Raw genomic sequence first — 17,582 nt, forward strand, 5'->3', positions numbered from 1 at the left:
GTATGCTGTCACCAGTACACTTTGAACAGAACCACAAAATGAAGACGAAGAGTGTCTAATAAACTCGGGGCTATTCAGAACAACTGGCTCAAGATGGCATGACAATGATCCTCGTCACACACGAAATGAGTTTTGCAAAACGGGTCGCAGATAATGTGATCTTCATGCATCAGGGCAAGGTGTGGGAAAGCGGTTCAGGATCAATGCTCGATAACCCTTGTACACCTGAACTGCGTCAGTTCGTTGGCAACGGTCTGTAAAAGCAGAACTAGAGCCGCCCCCATCATTTGATAAAGTTTGCCTGTTAGAATGGAATAAGTAATGGTCTCTCCACGCGTAATTCGTCTGCATTCAGCAGATGACGTTGTTATCGCTGCAGAAAATATCGATGAGGGTATCCTGATCGGATCGGAGAAAATTGTTGCGCGCAATGCAATTCCATCCGGGCACAAAATTGCTGTTCATGACCTGCCAAAGGGCAGTCTGGTGCGCCGCTACAATCAAGTCATAGGTGCGGCATCGATAGATATCCTCAAAGGACAACACGTTCATGTGCACAATCTGATGATGACGGAAGTAACGCATGATTATGCCATTAGTAAAGATGCTAAACTAACCAGGACAGTAGACACCCCAGCAAGCTTTATGGGTATTCGTCGTAAAGACGGCCGCGTTGCCACGCGCAATTATATTGGAATCATTACCAGCGTGAATTGCTCCGCGCGTGTTGCCCGATCAATCGCTGAGCACTTTCGTCGGGATCTTAACCCGGATGCACTCCGCGACTTTCCAAACATCGATGGGATCGTAGCACTTACACACGGTGTTGGATGCGGAATTGATGTTTGCAGTGACGCAATGACCATCATACGTAGAACTTTGGCCGGCTTTGCCTCCCACCCAAATTTTGGGGCTGTCATATTTGTAGGACTTGGCTGTGAAGCCAATCAAATCAACGACATTATGGCTTCTAGAGGCTTGGAAGCGAACCCCACTCTACAAGCTTTTACCATTCAGGAGCAAGGCGGGACTGTTAAAACCATCGCTCATGGGATTGATCAGATCAAATCCATGCTTCCTGCTGTGAACAATGTGCAAAGAGAACCATTACCTGCATCGCACATAACCGTAGGCCTGCAATGCGGCGGTTCCGATGGTTATTCTGGCATTACCGCAAATCCGGCTCTTGGATTTGCTGTTGATCTGCTGGTTAAGAATGGCGGAACAGCAATCCTTTCCGAAACCCCTGAAGTTTACGGTGCCGAACATTTGCTCACCCGGCGAGCTAAAGACGCAAAAGTCGGGAAAAAGCTTATTGATCGCATTCGCTGGTGGGAAGAGTATTGCGAAAAAAATGGTGCTGAAATGAACAACAACCCGTCAGCTGGCAATAAAGCGGGTGGCCTGACAACGATTCTGGAGAAATCGCTTGGTGCTATTGCAAAGGCGGGAACAACGAATCTGAATGCAGTTTATGAATATGCTGAGCCTGTTTCTGAACATGGCTTCGTTTTCATGGACTCTCCCGGCTTTGATCCAATCTCCGCAACTGGACAGGTCGCATCGGGTGCTAATCTCATCTGTTTTACGACAGGTCGTGGTTCCGCATTCGGCTGCATGCCCTCCCCCTCTATAAAATTATCTACCAATTCGGCTACCTGGCATCGCCAAGAAGAAGACATGGATATAAATTGCGGCGAGATCGTCGATGGCTCCGCGACGCTTGAGGAAGTCGGACACCGAATTTTCCATATGATACTCGATACTGCTTCAGGCCAGCCAACTAAGAGTGAAACTCACGGATACGGACAGGACGAGTTTGTTCCCTGGCAACTTGGAGTAATCACATGATGATGGCTTTTATCCCGCTTTAAACGATAAAGCCTGCAACTTGAAACGAAGTGACTTCACGATGACAGATTTATTAACTCCCCAGTTCGTTGGTGTCGACTGGGGCACCAGCAGTTTCCGACTGTGGGTTATGTCCGTTGATGGTGCTATCCTCGCTGAGAGGCGGAGCGCTGAGGGTATGTCCGCTACAGATGCAACCGCGTTTAAAGGAGTTTTGGATCAGCATCTTTCAGCGCTCAAGATTCCTGAGGACATCCCGGTACTCATTTGTGGGATGGCTGGATCAAAACAGGGCTGGGTAGATGCAGGATACACGAATATTCCTACATTACTGGTGGAAGTCTCCCAATCAGCGGTAACTGTTCCTTCTTCAACGCGCGACGTCCGTATACTACCAGGAATTGCTAATGCTGACCCTCGGCAGCCGAATGTCATGCGCGGAGAAGAGACGCAACTGATTGGCGCAATACCTACTGACTTTACAGGTTTCGTTTGCCAGCCAGGAACACACAGTAAATGGGTTCGGTTTGAAAACGGGAGACTCACAAATTTTCTTACATTCATGACGGGCGAACTCTACTCAGTTCTGACGAAGCATTCAATTTTGAGACACTCGATGGCGGGAGAAAAGACTACAGGATTTAGCTTAGAAGCTTTCGAAAATGCTTTGAACTCATCAAAGAAAAACCCGATGTGCTTCATGTCATCGCTTTTCCAGATACGGTCCTCCGATTTATTGCAGACACACCCCAAACAAGATGGCTCAGAACAACTCTCCGGCTTGCTGATCGGAACAGAACTTGCTGAGATTGCCCAGCGCTTTCCCAACCTAAGTCGTGTTGTGTTGATTGCTTCTGGTTTGCAAGCAAAACTCTATCAAGCTGGGCTGAGGCAGTTTGGACTGGAAGTCGATAATGTAGATGCCGACGAGGCTGTAAAAAAAGGTTTACTGATTGCTGCCCGTCGTATCTGGAACTTCTGAAAAGGATTATACAATGAGCCAAGTCCAATGGCCCAGAATGAAAAGAGACCTTGTCGCTATTCTACGCGGTGTAAGGCCCAATGAAGTCGAGGGCATTGCAAATGTTCTCGTTGAAGTAGGTTTTCAGGCTATCGAAATACCTCTTAACTCTCCCGATCCACTTAATTCCATTGAAAAAATATCAAACTTATTCGACGAAACCATTATAACCGGAGCCGGGACGGTGACAAATGTTGCCGATTGCCAGCGAGTGATAGATGCTGGCGGAAAATTAATTGTTAGCCCAAATGTTAACCGTGGCGTCATTGCGCTTGCAAACACCCATGGGCTGGTATCGATGCCGGGCGTTCTCACCCCGACGGAAGCCTATGCCGCCATCAACGCGGGTGCCTCTGCATTAAAATTTTTCCCCGCCAACATTCTCGACCTTGCAGGTATCAAAGCAATCCTCACCATCCTACCTAACGATACCAGAGTCGGTGTTGTCGGAGGCGTTAGCACTAAATCTCTGAAAGATTTTGCCGGTATAGGAATTCGTACGTTTGGTCTTGGGTCAAATATTTACTCACAAGGAGATACAGCCGAGACCGTGAAAGAACGTGCACGCTTATATGTCGAAGAATATGATCATCTTTTTAACGCAGGAGCCTGATCTGAAATCAATTTTAGCTTTCTCTCTATTTATACAATCGCAAGATAGACTTACAACTACATAAGACTCTGCGCAAATTTTTCGTCAATGCATTGATCTGGATCATTTAACAGTGCATCGCTGGGCCACCTGCTTCAGCCAAAAACTGCTGGAGCGGTTCAATCGGGGCAGATCCCAAACCGGCTCATTTATTCCGATCTCGTCATTCTTGATGAGCTCGGACATCTGCCATTCTGAGCATCAGATGGTGCATTTTTATTCCATCTGCACAACAAACTTTATGAACGCACGAGAGTCATAATCACCACCAATCTTAGCTTCCGTGAATGGGCAAATGGGTTTGGTGTCGCCAAAATGACGACTGCATTGCTCGACAAGCTCACTCTTCACTGCCACATCCTTGAAACCGGAAACGACCAAAGGAAAACACGAAACTTGACCGTGATTAAAAGGTGGGTCAATTCTCGGTGAAAATCCCTGGGCACTTCTCAGCCGCAATCAACAGATACGATCTATACTTGGCTTCAAAACAGAAGATTCGGCCAGCACTACCTATTGATTAAGCCTTAGCTTGAAGTGCTTCAGCCATGGCGCCCAAGATTACGAATGTAGAAGCCGCACCTGGATCAATATGGCCAAGAGAACGTTCGCCAAGCTTGGCCGAACGTCCACGACGTGCTTCCATCTCAGCCGTTGCCTTCATACCCTTTTTAGCACCATCACGTGCCGCAATCAGCACATCAAGCGTAGACTTGCCAGCCTTTGCGGCTTCATTTGCAGCTTCAACCGCTGGAACCCATGCATCAATCATCGTCTTATCACCCGGCGCGGCACGGCCCCGATCCTGAATACCCTGCGATGCAGCTGCAAGCCATTCGGCAATACCATTGCCATCAAGATTTAGACGATTGCTGACAGCAGTTCCTGCGCGCAAGAATGCTGTCGCATATAGCGGGCCAGAGGAAGCACCAACCGCATCAAGAAATGCTTTAGCCATACGCTTACAAATAGCTTCAATGGTTTCATCGCCCTGTTCGTCTTCAAGCGCATGCTGAACGGCCTTCCAGCCGATTTCCATAGTGATGCCATGATCGCCATCGCCAATCACGCCGTCGAGTTCCGAAAGCCAGTTCTTCTCAGCAATGATCTGATTACCGACATTCATCATCATCGCTTTGAACAGCGCTGGTGTTACATCACCATCAATAATAAGTTTGCGCGGTGCATCTGACATTGTTTCTTTACGTTCAACAACGCGCACCGCCTTGCGATATGACACCGGTTCGCGGTCGTCTGCCTGCACAGCACCAATAGTTAGCGCTAGCGTATGGCATGGATGGTCAAGCAGCGTCTGCAAAGTTGTGTCCAGCTTCATCAGTGTAACCGATGCACCGGCCATTTCGAGAGACGTAGCATATTCCCCGACCCAAGAAGCGTGGATCTGAATTTCATGAACATCAAGAATCTGTTTCACGCGCCGGAAAATCAAGTATAGTTCGATATGCGTAGTCGCACCCAATCCATTGACCAGAACCGCAACTCGATCACCCGCCTTGAGTTCTAGTTCCTCAACAACCGCGGCCACCAATTCATCGGTGACTTCATCGGCAGGTGCCAGCTTCTGGCGACGGATGCCCGGCTCTCCATGCAGGCCCATGCCGATTTCCATCTCATCGTCGCCGATAGAGAAATTCGGCTTGCCAGTCTGGGGAAGCGAGCAAGGACTCAATGCCACGCCCATCGAACGGGTCGCTTCATTGGCTGCCTGCGCCAGCGCTTCAACGCGCGGCAGGGATTCACCCAGATCAGCCGCAGCACCAGCAACCTTGAACACAAAGAAATCACCGGCAATACCGCGGCGCTCCGACTTACGATCAAGAGGAGCCGAGGCCACGTCATCCGCCACCGCAACATGACGCACATCCATGCCGTCTTGTGCAAGTTCTTCCGCAGCCATCGTGAAATTGAGAACGTCTCCGGTGTAATTGCCATAGAGCATCAGCACGCCAGCGCCACCATCCGCAGCCCGTGCCGCTTCTGCAATATGTGCAGGCGATGGCGATGCAAACACATTGCCTACCGCCGCAGCATCTGCCAGACCGCGACCGACATAGCCTGCAAAAGCTGGCTCGTGTCCAGAGCCTCCGCCCACAACAATCCCGACCTTGCCTTCGCGTGGGCCATCAACTGCCACAACAGCACGGCCTGTTTCGCCTTCAACACGCAGAATGTCAGGATGCGCACCAACCATGCCTTCGATCATTTCTACGATGATATTATCAGGCGCGTTGATCAGCTTTTTGGTTTTGACTTGTTCACTCATAATAACAGCTTTCTTAAACGTATTGCCTGATCAGTGCGCATCCCGGCGCAGATAACGACGCGATATAGCATCAAACGAGATAGCCAGCACGACGATTGCACCCGAAACAATGCCCTGCCAATATGGAGAAACACCGAACAGAACGATAATGTTTTCAATAATAGCAATAATGCCTGCACCGAAGATCGCACCAATCGGGCTACCGATACCGCCTGTTGTGGCAACGCCACCGATGACGGAAGCAGCAATCGGAGCCAGCACCCAGCTATCACCGATTGACGGCTGAGCAGTGCCAAGCCGCGCCACCATCAGTACACCCGCAAGCCCAGAAATGGCCCCTGCAACGCCAAACACCATCAGACGTACGCGATCCACACGAATACCAAGCATACGTGCGCCGTCGCGGTTGTTGCCAATGGCATACATGTAGCGTCCGAACGGGGTTTTCAGCATTACGAAAGTAGCAATCAACAGTATCACAAACATGATTAGGAACGGCACAGGGATTCCAAAGAGGTCGCCGCGACCAAGGAAATGAATTTCACGCGGGATACCAGTGATAGCAACACCTCGCGTCAGCACCAGATTGGCACCACCAAAGATGCCTGCCGTACCGATGGTCAGCACCAGTGAATGCAGTCGCAAAAAGGTGACGAGGAATCCGTTGAACAGGCCAAGGCAAAGCCCGAGCAGGATAGCCAGCAGCATTGCCGAATAAGGCTCGAAGCCCATCCGCATCATCAATATGCCGGACACGACGCCGCTCAATCCACCAATAACACCAAGCGACAAATCAAGCTCACCCAGCACCATCAGCATCGACTGTGCGATAGTAATAAGGCCGACGAAGGCCAGACCACGCGCAACAACCGACAGATTGTAAGGCGTGAGAAAATATGGCGACATGATTGCCGAAAGGCCAAAGATCACCAAAAGCGCTACAAAAACACCGGCCAGCGGCGTGCGAATGAGATTGGAAAGGGGATTAGTTTGCATCGGCTTTTACCTCTGTTCCAAAGATCGCGCCCACGAGTGTTTCATTATTGGTATCAGCGGTGAAGAACTCACCGGTGATATGGCCGTTATGCATGGTGATGATACGGCTCGCGCATTTCTGCAATTCGTTGAGTTCGGAAGAAACGAGAATGACTCCCACGCCTTCTTCGGCGAGATTTTTCATGATGCGATAAATTTCAGATTTGGTGCGAATATCGATACCCTTCGTCGGCTCATCAAAGATCAGCACACGCGGACGTGTCGCCATAGCGCGGCCAATAATAGCCTTCTGCTGATTTCCACCCGAAAGCTGCGAAATGCGCTTACCCATTCCAGATGTGCGGATACCGTAATCATCAATGATCTTCTGCACGATATTGCGTTCGCGCCGGTCGGAGATCCCGAACGTGCCGCTGGTGAGTTGCAAGACCGAAATCCCTATATTTTCGCGTAGCGATAAAAGTGGCAGAATGCCGTGATGTTTGCGCTCTTCGGACAGATAGAGCATGCCACCTGCAACCGAGCGCGAGGTATCGTTAAGCATCCAACTTTCGCCCTCGACCTGCACTTGACCTGCTTTGGCTTTCAGAAAGCCGAAGATCGTCTGCATGACCTCGGAGCGCCCTGCTCCAACCAAACCGGCAAAGCCCAGAATCTCGCCCTTGCGTAGATCAAAGCTGATGTCTTCAAAACGCAACCCCGAAAGGCCCCGTACTTCCATAATGGTTTCAGTTGTCGATTTGGAAGGACGGAAGTGTTCATCAAAAGAAAGATCACGGCCAGACATGGCGCGGATCAGATCGGCTTCAGTGACGTCCTTGATGTGCCCGCTTTCGATCTTCGTACCATTGCGAAGAACGGTATAATCATCGCCAATCTGGAAGACCTCTTCCATCTTGTGGCTGATGAAAACAATTGCATGATCATGATCGAGAAGACCACGGATAACCTTAAAGACACGCTCGACTTCAACACGCGTCAGGGAAGATGTGGGCTCATCAAGGATGAGTACCTTCATCTGCTCATTGGTGCAGGCGCGTGCAATCTGCAAAAGCTGCTGGTCGGAGACTGAAATATTGGCAACCAGATCGTCCGGCTGCGCTTCAATAGCGAAGCGATCGAGATAAGATTTTGCCTCTTCCTGTAATGCCTTGCGGTTGACGGTGAAACCGCCATGACCGGTTCGGTTGAATGGCATGAACAGGTTTTCTGCGACACTCATCTGCGGGAAAAGTGTGAGTTCTTGCGGAACATAAGCGACGTTATTATAAAGCGCAGGATCAGCAACCGGATCGCGACCATCAATCAGCACCTGCCCTCGCGAAGCGCTGTCGGTTCCGGTCAGAATTTTTACAAGCGTGGATTTGCCAGCACCGTTTTCTCCAGCAAGTATATGCGTGCGGCCCAGTTCGATTTTCAGTTCAACACCATCCAGCGCAGTTACGCCCGGAAAGTCCCGACCTAATCCACTTGTTTCAAGATAAGCCATAATGGACACCTTGGAAAACTATTGCTTCGTCCGGCAAGCTGCAGGTTAAAGCCAATAGGACAGGAAAGGATGGAGCACGGGAAAACCCGTGCTCCTACACATGATCGAAATGGATCAGTTGTCGACATTTTCCTTCGTGAGGAAGGCATTGCCGGTGTCTATATAACCCGGAACCGGAGCACCAGTTGCCTGCGCCCAGAGCGTCATAACCGACCAATAACCCTGTAATTCAGGCTGCGAAGCAGACGAGCTGTCAGCCACGCCATTGCGGATCATGTCGAGCATTTCTGGCAGATTATCAAGACCGACCAGCGTAACCTTACCCTGCTTGCCAGCTTCAACAATAGCCTGACCGATACCGATCGGGCCAGCCGCATCCGAAGCAACCCAGCCCTTCAGGTTAGGGTTGGCCTGCATGATAGCTGCAGCCTGCTGTTGAGCGATTTCGATGCTGTCATTGTCGATTCCTTCAGCAACAACTTTGATGCCCGGATGTTCCTTGAACACTTCGCGATGACAATCCGCACGAATCGAATGGTTTGGTGCAGTTGGCACGCCCATCATGATCGCGACTTCACCTTCACCGCCCAGCACTTCGACCAGACGACGGGCAGCAATCTTGGCCTGCTCACAGAAATCTGAGCCGATGTGCGTGATGCTCATGCCTTCAGGCGGCACGGAATCGAACAGGACCAGCGGAACTTTCTGATTCTGTGCTTCTTCCAGCGATGCGCGATTGCCTGAAGGATCGAGCAGATCGAGTGCGAGACCATCCGGGCGGGTTGCAAGCGCACTATCGATAATCTGGTTCTGCTGAACAACGTCTGCGCTCTGTGGAGCTGAATAGACGACTTCAACATTGGCGCCGGTCTGCGCCTTAATCGCTGCAGCAGCCTGCTGCGCGCCTTCGTTCACCTTATCAAACCAAGGGTGAACAACCTTTGGCACAATAACGAAGCGATAGCTGTCTTTTTTTACAGTACCTGGTGCGCCCTGCGCCATCACGGAAACAGGAAGCGAAAAGGCAGCAACAGCCGCCAACAAAGCAAGCTTTTTCATAAATTCCTCCCTTGGAAATCAGACGAAACATACTCCCGCCTGATCATTGAAAGATCGCCTTGGGAAATTCCTCTGTCTCCCACGTAATAGCGAACTCATACCTTGCATACATTTGTATAATTTAAATTACAAGAGTAAAATGGCTAAATATGCCGCCATGTAAACACTGTGCCTTTTATTGCTGGATGACACTTTTGCTAATGGAAGAACGCTTTAACCATTATTAATCATCTTATAACGAATAAGGACGCAGCCATTTTCTATGGCCACGATCACATAGAGCCCTGGGAAAAAGGTAGTTCTGGTAGTAATACAGATACCTAAAATTGATTTATGGAGAGATGAGTTTTTTAACAATGCCCATTAGAAAGGAAGCCGCATTAACAATTAGCTTAAGGCAGGCGGAAACACTACTCAACGGCTAGCCTACTGATCTATATATACTAAATACACTCGAAATAGCGTGCTCGCACGTCAACAGATCTGTAGCTGCTTTCGTGTCTGGATGAACGTAATCTTTGGTAATGTAAACATCGTAAATCAACTTCCAGCGCCACCACTTTGTGTCACAAATAATTTGACACGCAGTTTTGCTCTACCTCAGATTCAATATGAGTCTACGTGATGTAGAGGAATACTTGATACTAGGCTCAATGGAGCATCAATGACAGATTTCATTCCTATCATTCGACAAAAGCTGCAATAGCCGCCAACATTTCCCCATCCAGACCATTAATATCGACTCCAAGCATCAGCGTCTTCTTTATAATGCGCCTGTAAAAAATATGATAGATAACCATTAAGTGAACAATTACTCAGTCAAATGGCGCTGCATTAAACCTATCCCGCGCATCCCTCAGACCATCTGTTATAATGCAAAATGCATTTCCTGCACCCTTTTGAAAAAAAAGGGCGTACATAAAACAATGAAACTTAATTGGATTTTTTGTTTCACCAGCCAGAGTCTAAGAAAGAAAACATTACTCACTGGAAAGTCACGTATCAAAGCCACCTTCAAAGGCACTGCTAGTGTAGTTAATATAAAATGATTTGGTTAAAATTGTCTAGCTTCAAAACAATTTCATTCCCGGATTTCGTTCATCACTCTGCATATGTTCATTAATCCAACCGCGATTAGCTTACCATAGAGTTTTTTATCCTAAGCGACAAAGAAACGAATATCACCAATTAATCACCACCCTCGCGCAACTAACCGTCGCCAATAATCAAGTATCTTTATAATGGGAGCCTACCAAGCCGGGTGTTATCATAATTGAGTGTTTCATTATATGTGGCTGAGTTACACGCATGAAGGAGATAATAGGCGCTGAACTTTTCTGGCGTTCTGATGCTACCTGGTCGGCTCTTGAGTTTCATCTGCCTAAAAACCAGACCGGTGCGCGGCGTGTTGATGATAGACACGATCTCCGGCATTCTTCATGTGTTGAAGGTCGATTGGCGCTAGTGTGCTGTTATTGCCAATTACGGTCCGGCAAAGGTTGTCTATAAGCGTTACTATCATTGGTTTCTGAGGCGTATCTGGCAGCGTATTTTCGAGAAAATGGCTGCAGCCGGCCCCATGGTGGAAGAACAAGCAAAATCCTCAGTAAGTGCATTATCTGATCGATGATTGCGGCAGGCCGGTCGTCTTCAGCTTAACGCCCGGCAATTTTGGGGGCATCAAAACGGCCAAAGCAGTTGCTGAAAGTCATGCGCTCTATAAAACGGCTGCTCGCTGACAAAGCCTATGATGTCGGCACGTATCGAACACCTTATCTACCAACTCAAGAACTGGCAGCGTATCGCAACGCATTACGAGAGACTGCCTGTAAATTATCTTGTAGCTATTGCCCTTATACCAGCAGCGATCGCATGCAGCGGAATGGCCCATCGAAATAATATCTCTTTTCTCCCATATATAGTCGATCATGGATCGGCGATGATTTTGCTATAAAAAAGCAAGCCTAGCACCCTTGATTTTACATTTTTCTACTTTCAGCAAGGTGACGGAATAAATGCAACATAAATAGACTGCCGTCTATTTTTAAAATAAGCATTGTATATCATTTAGTTAGATAGATATCGATTCGCATAAATCTCAAATATCCGCATATTGAAAAAGTCTGGCAACGCTTTGTTAATAGAGACCTCTTGCAGCAAAATGAGAATCGGACATAATGACGATATTTAGACGGTATCAGTTTCAGTGCCGTCACTAGGGATGTCAAGGCAATGAATATCGCAAATCCAGCAGAACCTCTGTCGTTTGATGACATGATATTGATGCAAGGGCGAGAAATATCGCACAAGCTCAATCTGCTGCGCCATGAAAATTTTCCGCCAGATGCCCGTAAATCTTTGCGGCAATTTTCTATGGCTGAAGCTGCCTATTTTCTCGGCGTCTCTCCAAGCAACCTGAAGAAGCTTCACCTTGAAGGCAAGGGAGTTGAACCAACCATTCTTTCTGGTGGTCGCCGCGCTTATTCTATCGAACAGATTCAGGAATTGCGTCAGTGGCTCGATCGCAATGGCCGTGCCGAAGTTAAACGTTATGTACCGCATCGCCGTGGCAATGAAAAGCTTCAGGTCATTGGTGTCGTAAACTTCAAGGGTGGCTCAGGAAAAACAACCACTGCGGCGCATCTTGCACAGCATCTGGCGTTAACAGGCCACCGTGTTCTCGCGATCGACCTCGATCCGCAGGCTTCAATGTCTGCCTTGCATGGCATCCAACCCGAACTTGATGAGTTTCCATCGCTTTACGAAGCTATCCGTTATGATGATCAGCGCAAGCCAATCCGCGATGTCATCCGCAAGACAAACTTTCCGGGTCTCGATATTATTCCTGCAATGCTGGAGCTGCAGGAATATGAATATGATACACCACTTGCCATGCAGAATGGCGGTGAAGGCAAAACTTTCTTCAGCCGTATAGCTATAGCGCTGGACGAAGTCGAAAAGGATTACGACATCGTCGTAATCGACTGTCCGCCACAGCTCGGCTATCTGACACTGACAGCCTTATCCGCGGCAACATCTGTGCTGATTACCGTGCATCCGCAAATGCTTGATCTGATGTCCATGTCACAGTTTCTGCTCATGCTTGGCGACATTCTTAAAACTGTCCGTCAAGCAGGTGGAGCGGTACATCTTGACTGGTTCCGATATCTCATCACCCGCTATGAACCAACAGATGTGCCGCAAGCACAAATGGTCGGCTTTATGCAGAGCATGTTGGCATCACATATGCTCAAGCATCAAATGCTGAAATCAACAGCAATCTCGGATGCCGGCCTTACCAAACAGACCCTTTATGAGGTCGAACGCTCATCCATGAACCGAGCTACATATGATAGGGCAATGGAATCCATGGAGATGGTGAATTCTGAAATTCGAGGTCTCATTCATGAGGCCTGGGGTCGTTAGACTGCGGTCTAATTTAAAAATTATAAAGTAAAATCAGTCTTATGCCTGGTTTGAGGATAGATAAATGGCACGAAAGAATATTTTTGAAAGTGTGATGCGACCGGAGACAGCGGAAGAACAGACCGCAACTCCGGTTGAAAGCATTACACGACGTTTCGGTGCCGCAAAGTCTCTTTCTGCGTCCATTGATGAACTGGCAAAACAAGCTGCCCAAAAGCTTGATGGGGAAACAATCGTCGAGCTTGATCCTGCTCTTCTTGATGTTTCTTTCATAGCAGATCGTCTGCCGGAAGTTAATGATCAGGAATATGCAGAACTGCTTGATGCTATCCGTGAGCGCGGCCAGGACAGCCCTATTCTGGTTCGCCCACATCCGCAGACCAGCGGACGCTATATGATAGTATTTGGTCATCGCCGTGCAAAGGTTGCTCATGAGCTCGGCATTAAGGTCAAAGCCGTCATCAAGCCCCTGGAAGATCTGGAACATATTATAAGCCAGGGACAGGAAAACTCGGCACGGGCCAATCTAAGTTTCATCGAACGCGTTCTATTCGCTGCTCGTCTTGAAGAAATGAGTTTCAGCCGTGAAGCAATTCAAGCAGCCCTTTCAGTCGATTATCAGACTCTGTCCAAAATGCTGACAATCCCACGTGCCATTCCAGAAGAAATCCTTCTGGCAATAGGCCCGGCAAAAGGGATCGGTCGTGATCGCTGGCTAGAACTGCGCAAACTCATCGAAATGCCAGGCAAGGCTGATGCTGCATATGAATTGATTGCCACCGATGCTTTCAAAAATGCACAGTCAGCAACACGCTTTGAGCAGCTTTATGGCTATCTCAAAGGCACAGGTCACAAAAAGCCGGTCACGAAAGCCGCGGCAAGGGCAGGGATGTCGTGGGCACCTGAAGACAAAAGTGTCAATGTCACGATCAAACAGACAGGCAAAACAGCCACAATGGCGCTAGGCGCAGCAAATGGTAAGCGTTTTGCAGATTGGATATCTCGTAATCTCGACACGCTTTATGCGTCATTCCGGGATGAAGAGAAGTGAATGAGTAAGCGTATTCTGAGTTATCAAACTGCATTTAATATATTGCAATCAGTCGCAACAGAAGTCTGAGACCGATTGTATATTTAAATGTGAACGAAAGCCCGAAATTCAATCGACTGCAGGTGATGGACACCTGTTCGAACAGAAAGAGGAAACCGAAGCAAAAGAAAAAGGCCCCCAAACGTCGCCGCGTGGAAGCCCTTCTCATTGGTTTAGCAGCTAGAGAATCGCAAATCTACGAATCACTGTCAAGTGTTATTAGCGTCATTTTGGCGGTTAGATTTCTTTTGCCTTGTGGAAGGTGGAAGAAAATGGAGCCTCAAATCGGATTGACGCCTTTTGGCCGTCAACGGATGACTCATGCCTTGCTGTCAGCACAAAAAAAGGCGCGGGAAATACCAGCAGGACTGTCTGTAGACAAGTGGCAGCTTCATCGCTGGCTTTGCGAGGGAAAGAGAGTTTTTGATCTTAATGATCGTACGCTCTCTGTCTTATCTGCTTTATTGTCCTTTTATCCTGAAAATACACTGTGCGAGACGAACGGACTTGTTGTATTTCCTTCCAACAAACAACTTTCATTGCGTGCCCATGGTATGGCAGATGCAACACTACGCAGACACCTGGCTGCGCTGGTCGATGCAGGATTCATTGCACGACAAGACAGCCCAAATGGAAAACGTTATGTCCGTCGCACAAAATCCGGCGATGTAAGAATTGCTTTTGGTTTCTCTCTTGCGCCGCTTCTCGCACGCAAAGATGAAATTGAGAAAGCTGCCGAACAGATAAAAAACGACAAAGCTATGCTCCGAGAATTGCGAGAACAACTCACATTGCTCCGTAGGGATATTACGAAAACTCTTGAATATGTTCTCGACCAGCGCTTGGAAGGACCATGGGAGCATATCAGTACAGTTTTCAGAACTGTCATCGACACAATTCCACGCCGTGCTGGAACAGACGAAATAAAAGCTTTGATAGAAAAGCTTGAGCACATCTACACAACAATTGACAATGCTTTGAAAAATAAAGAAAAAATCAAAAAAGTGAGCGGCAATGAATCTCAAAATGAGCGGCACTATTATGAATCAAAACCAGATTCTAATATTGATAATAACGTTACAAAACCGGAAACAAGCAATCATCCGACACTAAATTCAGAACAATCTACCAAACAATATGAAAACACGCTCTCTCTTGATTTTGTTCTAAGAGCTTGTCCAGAAATTGCCTCCTATGCATCCCAACCGATCGCACATTGGCAACATTTGATTAATACGACAGACAAGGTTCGCACCTTTATCGGGATTGATAGCAAGCTTCATCAATTTGCATTGAAAATTCTCGGACAGGAAAATACGGCTATTGTTATCGCTTATCTTTTACAAAGATATGGTGAAATACGATCTGTCAGTGGCTATATGCGAATTTTGATAGAAAAGGCTGCTGAGGATAAATTTGCGGTGAAAGCGCTTATGAACAGTGCTCTCCATTGCAAAAATCGGCAATTATCTGGAAATCTTCAATAATGCATTTGGATGGCAGAAGATCATATAAAAGACGTCAGAATTTTCATCTGACGCCTTGATATTGATTGATTGAACAAGCTTTTACAAATGTAATTTGCTTATTATTTTCGCATCATTTTTTGTCTTGAGCAATGAAAAAACAATACCTGCACCAAGAATTGCAAATGTTATAGCCAATGACCAAACTGGTGGAAACTTTTCCCAGTCCATAAGATCAGCAATGAACATCTTCGATCCAATAAAGATGAGCAGAATGGATAATGCATATTTAAGATAGGCAAAACGATGCAGAACCGCAGACAAGGCAAAGAATAAAGCTCTGAGGCCAAGGATCGCAAAAATGTTAGAGGTATAAACGATGAAAGGATCGGTTGTGATCGTAAAGACCGCAGGCACCGAATCTACTGCAAAGATCAGATCGGCAAATTCGATCATCACCAATGCCAGGAAAAGTGGTGTTGCAAAACGAACCATCTTACCTGTTTTGCCATCCTTGATACGCACAAAGAACGAATTCCCATGCAACTCATCTGTGACACGCATATATTTGCGAGCAAAGCGTAAGAATGGATTACCACTTAAATCAGGCTCTTCCTCATCACCTGAGAACAGCATTTTGATACCTGTTACAATTAAGAAAATTGCAAAGAGGTAAAGAACCCAGTGATAATTCGCGACAATGGTAGCGCCCAGGCCAATCATAATACCGCGTAAGACGATAACGCCAAGAATTCCCCAAAACAGTACACGATGTTGATATTTCCTGGGGATTGCAAAGAAGCTGAAAATCAATGCAATGACAAAGATATTATCCAGCGCCAAAGTCTTTTCGACCACAAAAGCGGTCAGATATTGGGCCATTGCTTCGCTGGACAATTGCCACCAGACAAAGCCCGAAAAGGCCAATCCCAGCATTATATAAAATGCCGACATTTTCAAGCTTTCAGCAATCCCAATCTCATGATCTTCTTTATTGAAGACACCAAGATCCAGCACCAAAAGTGTCAGAACAATACCTATAAACACCAGCCACATCCAGACTGGCGTTCCCATAAAAACTGTAGTGAAAATTTCCATTTCCGACCTCTGTTTCAATTAACAAGGTCGGCAAGGATTTGTCCGGGCTGACCTCGAGCTTACTCGAAGTGGTCCGACATCACGGCTTCCAAGAAGCCGCCAGAGGGGCCCGGTCCACAGAGGTTTAGTTAAGAACCGTTTGTTCAGTTTCAAGCGGAAAATGAAAAATTTTGACAGACCCCAGAAAAAGCAGATCAGACATTTAAATCATCAAAAGCTTTTATCATTGTTTCTTTTGAACTTTTATTAGCAATCAGACATGCCAAGAGAATACGGGCCTGACCGGGACGTAGGGTTTGTGAATGAATTGCACCGGCTGCACAAAGATCATATCCGCCGCCACCACCGCCATAACCGGGTAGCAAAATACCCGTTGGAACGCGGCTCGAAACCACCACCGGAATATTATGTTTTGTGCATTGTTTGACAGCTTCAACAATAATTATATTGGCATTGCCGGAACCCAGAGCCGCAAGCACAATTCCCTGATTTCCAGCCTCAATGCTCGCCTGAATATGCACATCGTCGCAACCGGGATAGATGGCGATAATATCAACCTTAATTGCATTGACTGACGCGGGTAGGTGGATTGTATCCGGTGCATCAAGATCACGCACAGATCTGAATGCATCAGCATGATCACTACTGAATTTGAAGGCCCCCCACGCAGGCACAATCCTGCCGCCAAATGCAACTAGTACACCTTTTTGCGCATTGGCTTTATCTGTTGCGAGATTGATTGCTTTTGTCAGGTTGGATGGACCGTCCGCATCGGGATGATCGGCGGTGAATTGCGCACCGGTGAAAATCACTGGCTTGGAAAGATGGTTCTGCAAATGAACGAGCAGGGCCGTTTCTTCCATGGCATCTGTGCCATGCAGCACGACAACGCCACAGATTTCCGGGTCTGCAATCTGTGCTGCAACTGCTTCAGAAATGGTCTGCATATCGATTAATGTCAGACTGGAAGAATCTTTTGCCATCAGATCGATGGGACGCAGCTGTGCCCCGACAGCGCCAAGAGTGACAAGCAGATCGTCGCTATTGAGCGTCGGCGTACTTGCACCGTCTTCGCCACGTTTGCTTGCAATAGTTCCACCGGTGGCAATGACTGCCACCAATGGTTTGAATTGCGAATTATTCACACTGC

12 protein-coding genes and 3 pseudogenes are annotated in these 17,582 nt (G+C 47.6%); 9 read left to right on the plus strand and 6 right to left on the minus strand.

Going from position 1 to position 17,582, the window contains the following annotated elements; translation table 11 throughout:
* Nucleotides 1–77 precede the first annotated feature (77 nt).
* From FHY56_RS15785 to FHY56_RS15805, 5 genes and pseudogenes are all read left to right on the plus strand, one after another.
* Nucleotides 78–260, plus strand: a pseudogene (locus FHY56_RS15785) (amino acid ABC transporter ATP-binding protein); the annotation flags it as partial.
* Nucleotides 261–321: 61 nt separating this feature from the next.
* Entirely contained in the window at nt 322–1,851 is a 1,530-nt protein-coding gene (locus tag FHY56_RS15790; RefSeq protein WP_140906115.1) for a UxaA family hydrolase, read from the plus strand.
* Nucleotides 1,852–1,912: 61 nt separating this feature from the next.
* A complete protein-coding gene (locus FHY56_RS15795) occupies nt 1,913–2,833 on the plus strand; it encodes a 2-dehydro-3-deoxygalactonokinase (RefSeq protein ID WP_140906116.1) in 921 nt (306 codons plus the stop codon).
* Nucleotides 2,834–2,846: 13 nt separating this feature from the next.
* Nucleotides 2,847–3,485 (plus strand): 2-dehydro-3-deoxy-6-phosphogalactonate aldolase, encoded by a 639-nt coding sequence (locus tag FHY56_RS15800; protein WP_140906117.1) that lies wholly within the window; start codon nt 2,847–2,849, stop codon nt 3,483–3,485.
* Nucleotides 3,486–3,614: 129 nt separating this feature from the next.
* Nucleotides 3,615–3,956: pseudogene (locus FHY56_RS15805) on the plus strand (ATP-binding protein); the annotation flags it as partial.
* An 88-nt stretch (nt 3,957–4,044) separates the two neighbouring features.
* On the opposite strand, the gene dhaL reads toward FHY56_RS15805, so the two are convergent.
* The 4 genes from dhaL to FHY56_RS15825 all read right to left on the minus strand — a co-directional run bounded on the left by dhaL (nt 4,045) and on the right by FHY56_RS15825 (nt 9,352).
* Nucleotides 4,045–5,808, minus strand: coding sequence for a dihydroxyacetone kinase subunit DhaL (gene dhaL / locus FHY56_RS15810; protein WP_140906118.1), 1,764 nt, complete (start codon nt 5,806–5,808; stop codon nt 4,045–4,047).
* 30 nt (nt 5,809–5,838) lie between these two features.
* Complete coding sequence (locus FHY56_RS15815) at nt 5,839–6,804, minus strand: ABC transporter permease (RefSeq protein WP_140906119.1); 966 nt, start codon at nt 6,802–6,804, stop codon at nt 5,839–5,841.
* The gene (locus FHY56_RS15820; protein ID WP_140906120.1) at nt 6,794–8,293 is read right to left on the minus strand and encodes a sugar ABC transporter ATP-binding protein; all 1,500 of its coding nucleotides are present in this window, start codon (nt 8,291–8,293) and stop codon (nt 6,794–6,796) included. The genes FHY56_RS15815 and FHY56_RS15820 overlap by 11 nt, the downstream gene beginning before the upstream one ends.
* Nucleotides 8,294–8,407: 114 nt before the next feature.
* Nucleotides 8,408–9,352 (minus strand): substrate-binding domain-containing protein, encoded by a 945-nt coding sequence (locus tag FHY56_RS15825; protein ID WP_140906121.1) that lies wholly within the window; start codon nt 9,350–9,352, stop codon nt 8,408–8,410.
* A gap of 1,308 nt (nt 9,353–10,660) precedes the next feature.
* On the opposite strand from FHY56_RS15825, the pseudogene FHY56_RS18000 reads away from it, so the two are divergent.
* The 4 genes and pseudogenes from FHY56_RS18000 to repC all read left to right on the plus strand — a co-directional run.
* Nucleotides 10,661–11,177 (plus strand): annotated as a pseudogene (locus FHY56_RS18000) (transposase); the annotation flags it as partial.
* A 407-nt stretch (nt 11,178–11,584) separates the two neighbouring features.
* Complete coding sequence (repA, locus tag FHY56_RS15835; protein ID WP_140906122.1) at nt 11,585–12,778, plus strand: plasmid partitioning protein RepA; 1,194 nt, start codon at nt 11,585–11,587, stop codon at nt 12,776–12,778.
* A gap of 64 nt (nt 12,779–12,842) precedes the next feature.
* A complete protein-coding gene (gene repB, locus FHY56_RS15840) occupies nt 12,843–13,829 on the plus strand; it encodes a plasmid partitioning protein RepB (protein ID WP_140906123.1) in 987 nt (328 codons plus the stop codon).
* A gap of 311 nt (nt 13,830–14,140) precedes the next feature.
* Nucleotides 14,141–15,355, plus strand: a complete 1,215-nt coding sequence (gene repC, locus FHY56_RS15845; RefSeq protein WP_140906150.1) for a plasmid replication protein RepC — start codon at nt 14,141–14,143, stop codon at nt 15,353–15,355.
* Nucleotides 15,356–15,436: 81 nt separating this feature from the next.
* Here the strand turns inward: repC and FHY56_RS15850 are convergent, their stop codons facing one another.
* Both FHY56_RS15850 and FHY56_RS15855 read right to left on the minus strand, forming a co-directional pair.
* Complete coding sequence (locus FHY56_RS15850) at nt 15,437–16,432, minus strand: TerC family protein (protein WP_140906124.1); 996 nt, start codon at nt 16,430–16,432, stop codon at nt 15,437–15,439.
* Nucleotides 16,433–16,626: 194 nt separating this feature from the next.
* Nucleotides 16,627–17,577, minus strand: a complete 951-nt coding sequence (locus FHY56_RS15855) for an asparaginase (RefSeq protein ID WP_140906125.1) — start codon at nt 17,575–17,577, stop codon at nt 16,627–16,629.
* Nucleotides 17,578–17,582 lie beyond the last annotated feature (5 nt).

It is taken from the genome of Brucella gallinifaecis (genome assembly GCF_006476605.1).
GTDB classification, from domain to species: Bacteria; Pseudomonadota; Alphaproteobacteria; order Rhizobiales; family Rhizobiaceae; genus Brucella; species Brucella gallinifaecis.

What these genes read in the sequence shown, in the direction of transcription:
- repB (WP_140906123.1), top strand. Translation starts at nt 12,843, where the DNA reads ATGGCACGAAAGAATATTTTTGAAAGTGTGATGCGACCGGAGACAGCG.
- FHY56_RS15820 (WP_140906120.1), bottom strand. Translation starts at nt 8,293, where the DNA reads ATGGCTTATCTTGAAACAAGTGGATTAGGTCGGGACTTTCCGGGCGTA.
- repC (WP_140906150.1), top strand. Translation starts at nt 14,141, where the DNA reads ATGGAGCCTCAAATCGGATTGACGCCTTTTGGCCGTCAACGGATGACT.
- FHY56_RS15815 (WP_140906119.1), bottom strand. Translation starts at nt 6,804, where the DNA reads ATGCAAACTAATCCCCTTTCCAATCTCATTCGCACGCCGCTGGCCGGT.
- dhaL (WP_140906118.1), bottom strand. Translation starts at nt 5,808, where the DNA reads ATGAGTGAACAAGTCAAAACCAAAAAGCTGATCAACGCGCCTGATAAT.
- repA (WP_140906122.1), top strand. Translation starts at nt 11,585, where the DNA reads ATGAATATCGCAAATCCAGCAGAACCTCTGTCGTTTGATGACATGATA.
- FHY56_RS15850 (WP_140906124.1), bottom strand. Translation starts at nt 16,432, where the DNA reads ATGGAAATTTTCACTACAGTTTTTATGGGAACGCCAGTCTGGATGTGG.
- FHY56_RS15825 (WP_140906121.1), bottom strand. Translation starts at nt 9,352, where the DNA reads ATGAAAAAGCTTGCTTTGTTGGCGGCTGTTGCTGCCTTTTCGCTTCCT.
- FHY56_RS15790 (WP_140906115.1), top strand. Translation starts at nt 322, where the DNA reads ATGGTCTCTCCACGCGTAATTCGTCTGCATTCAGCAGATGACGTTGTT.
- FHY56_RS15795 (WP_140906116.1), top strand. Translation starts at nt 1,913, where the DNA reads ATGACAGATTTATTAACTCCCCAGTTCGTTGGTGTCGACTGGGGCACC.
- FHY56_RS15800 (WP_140906117.1), top strand. Translation starts at nt 2,847, where the DNA reads ATGAGCCAAGTCCAATGGCCCAGAATGAAAAGAGACCTTGTCGCTATT.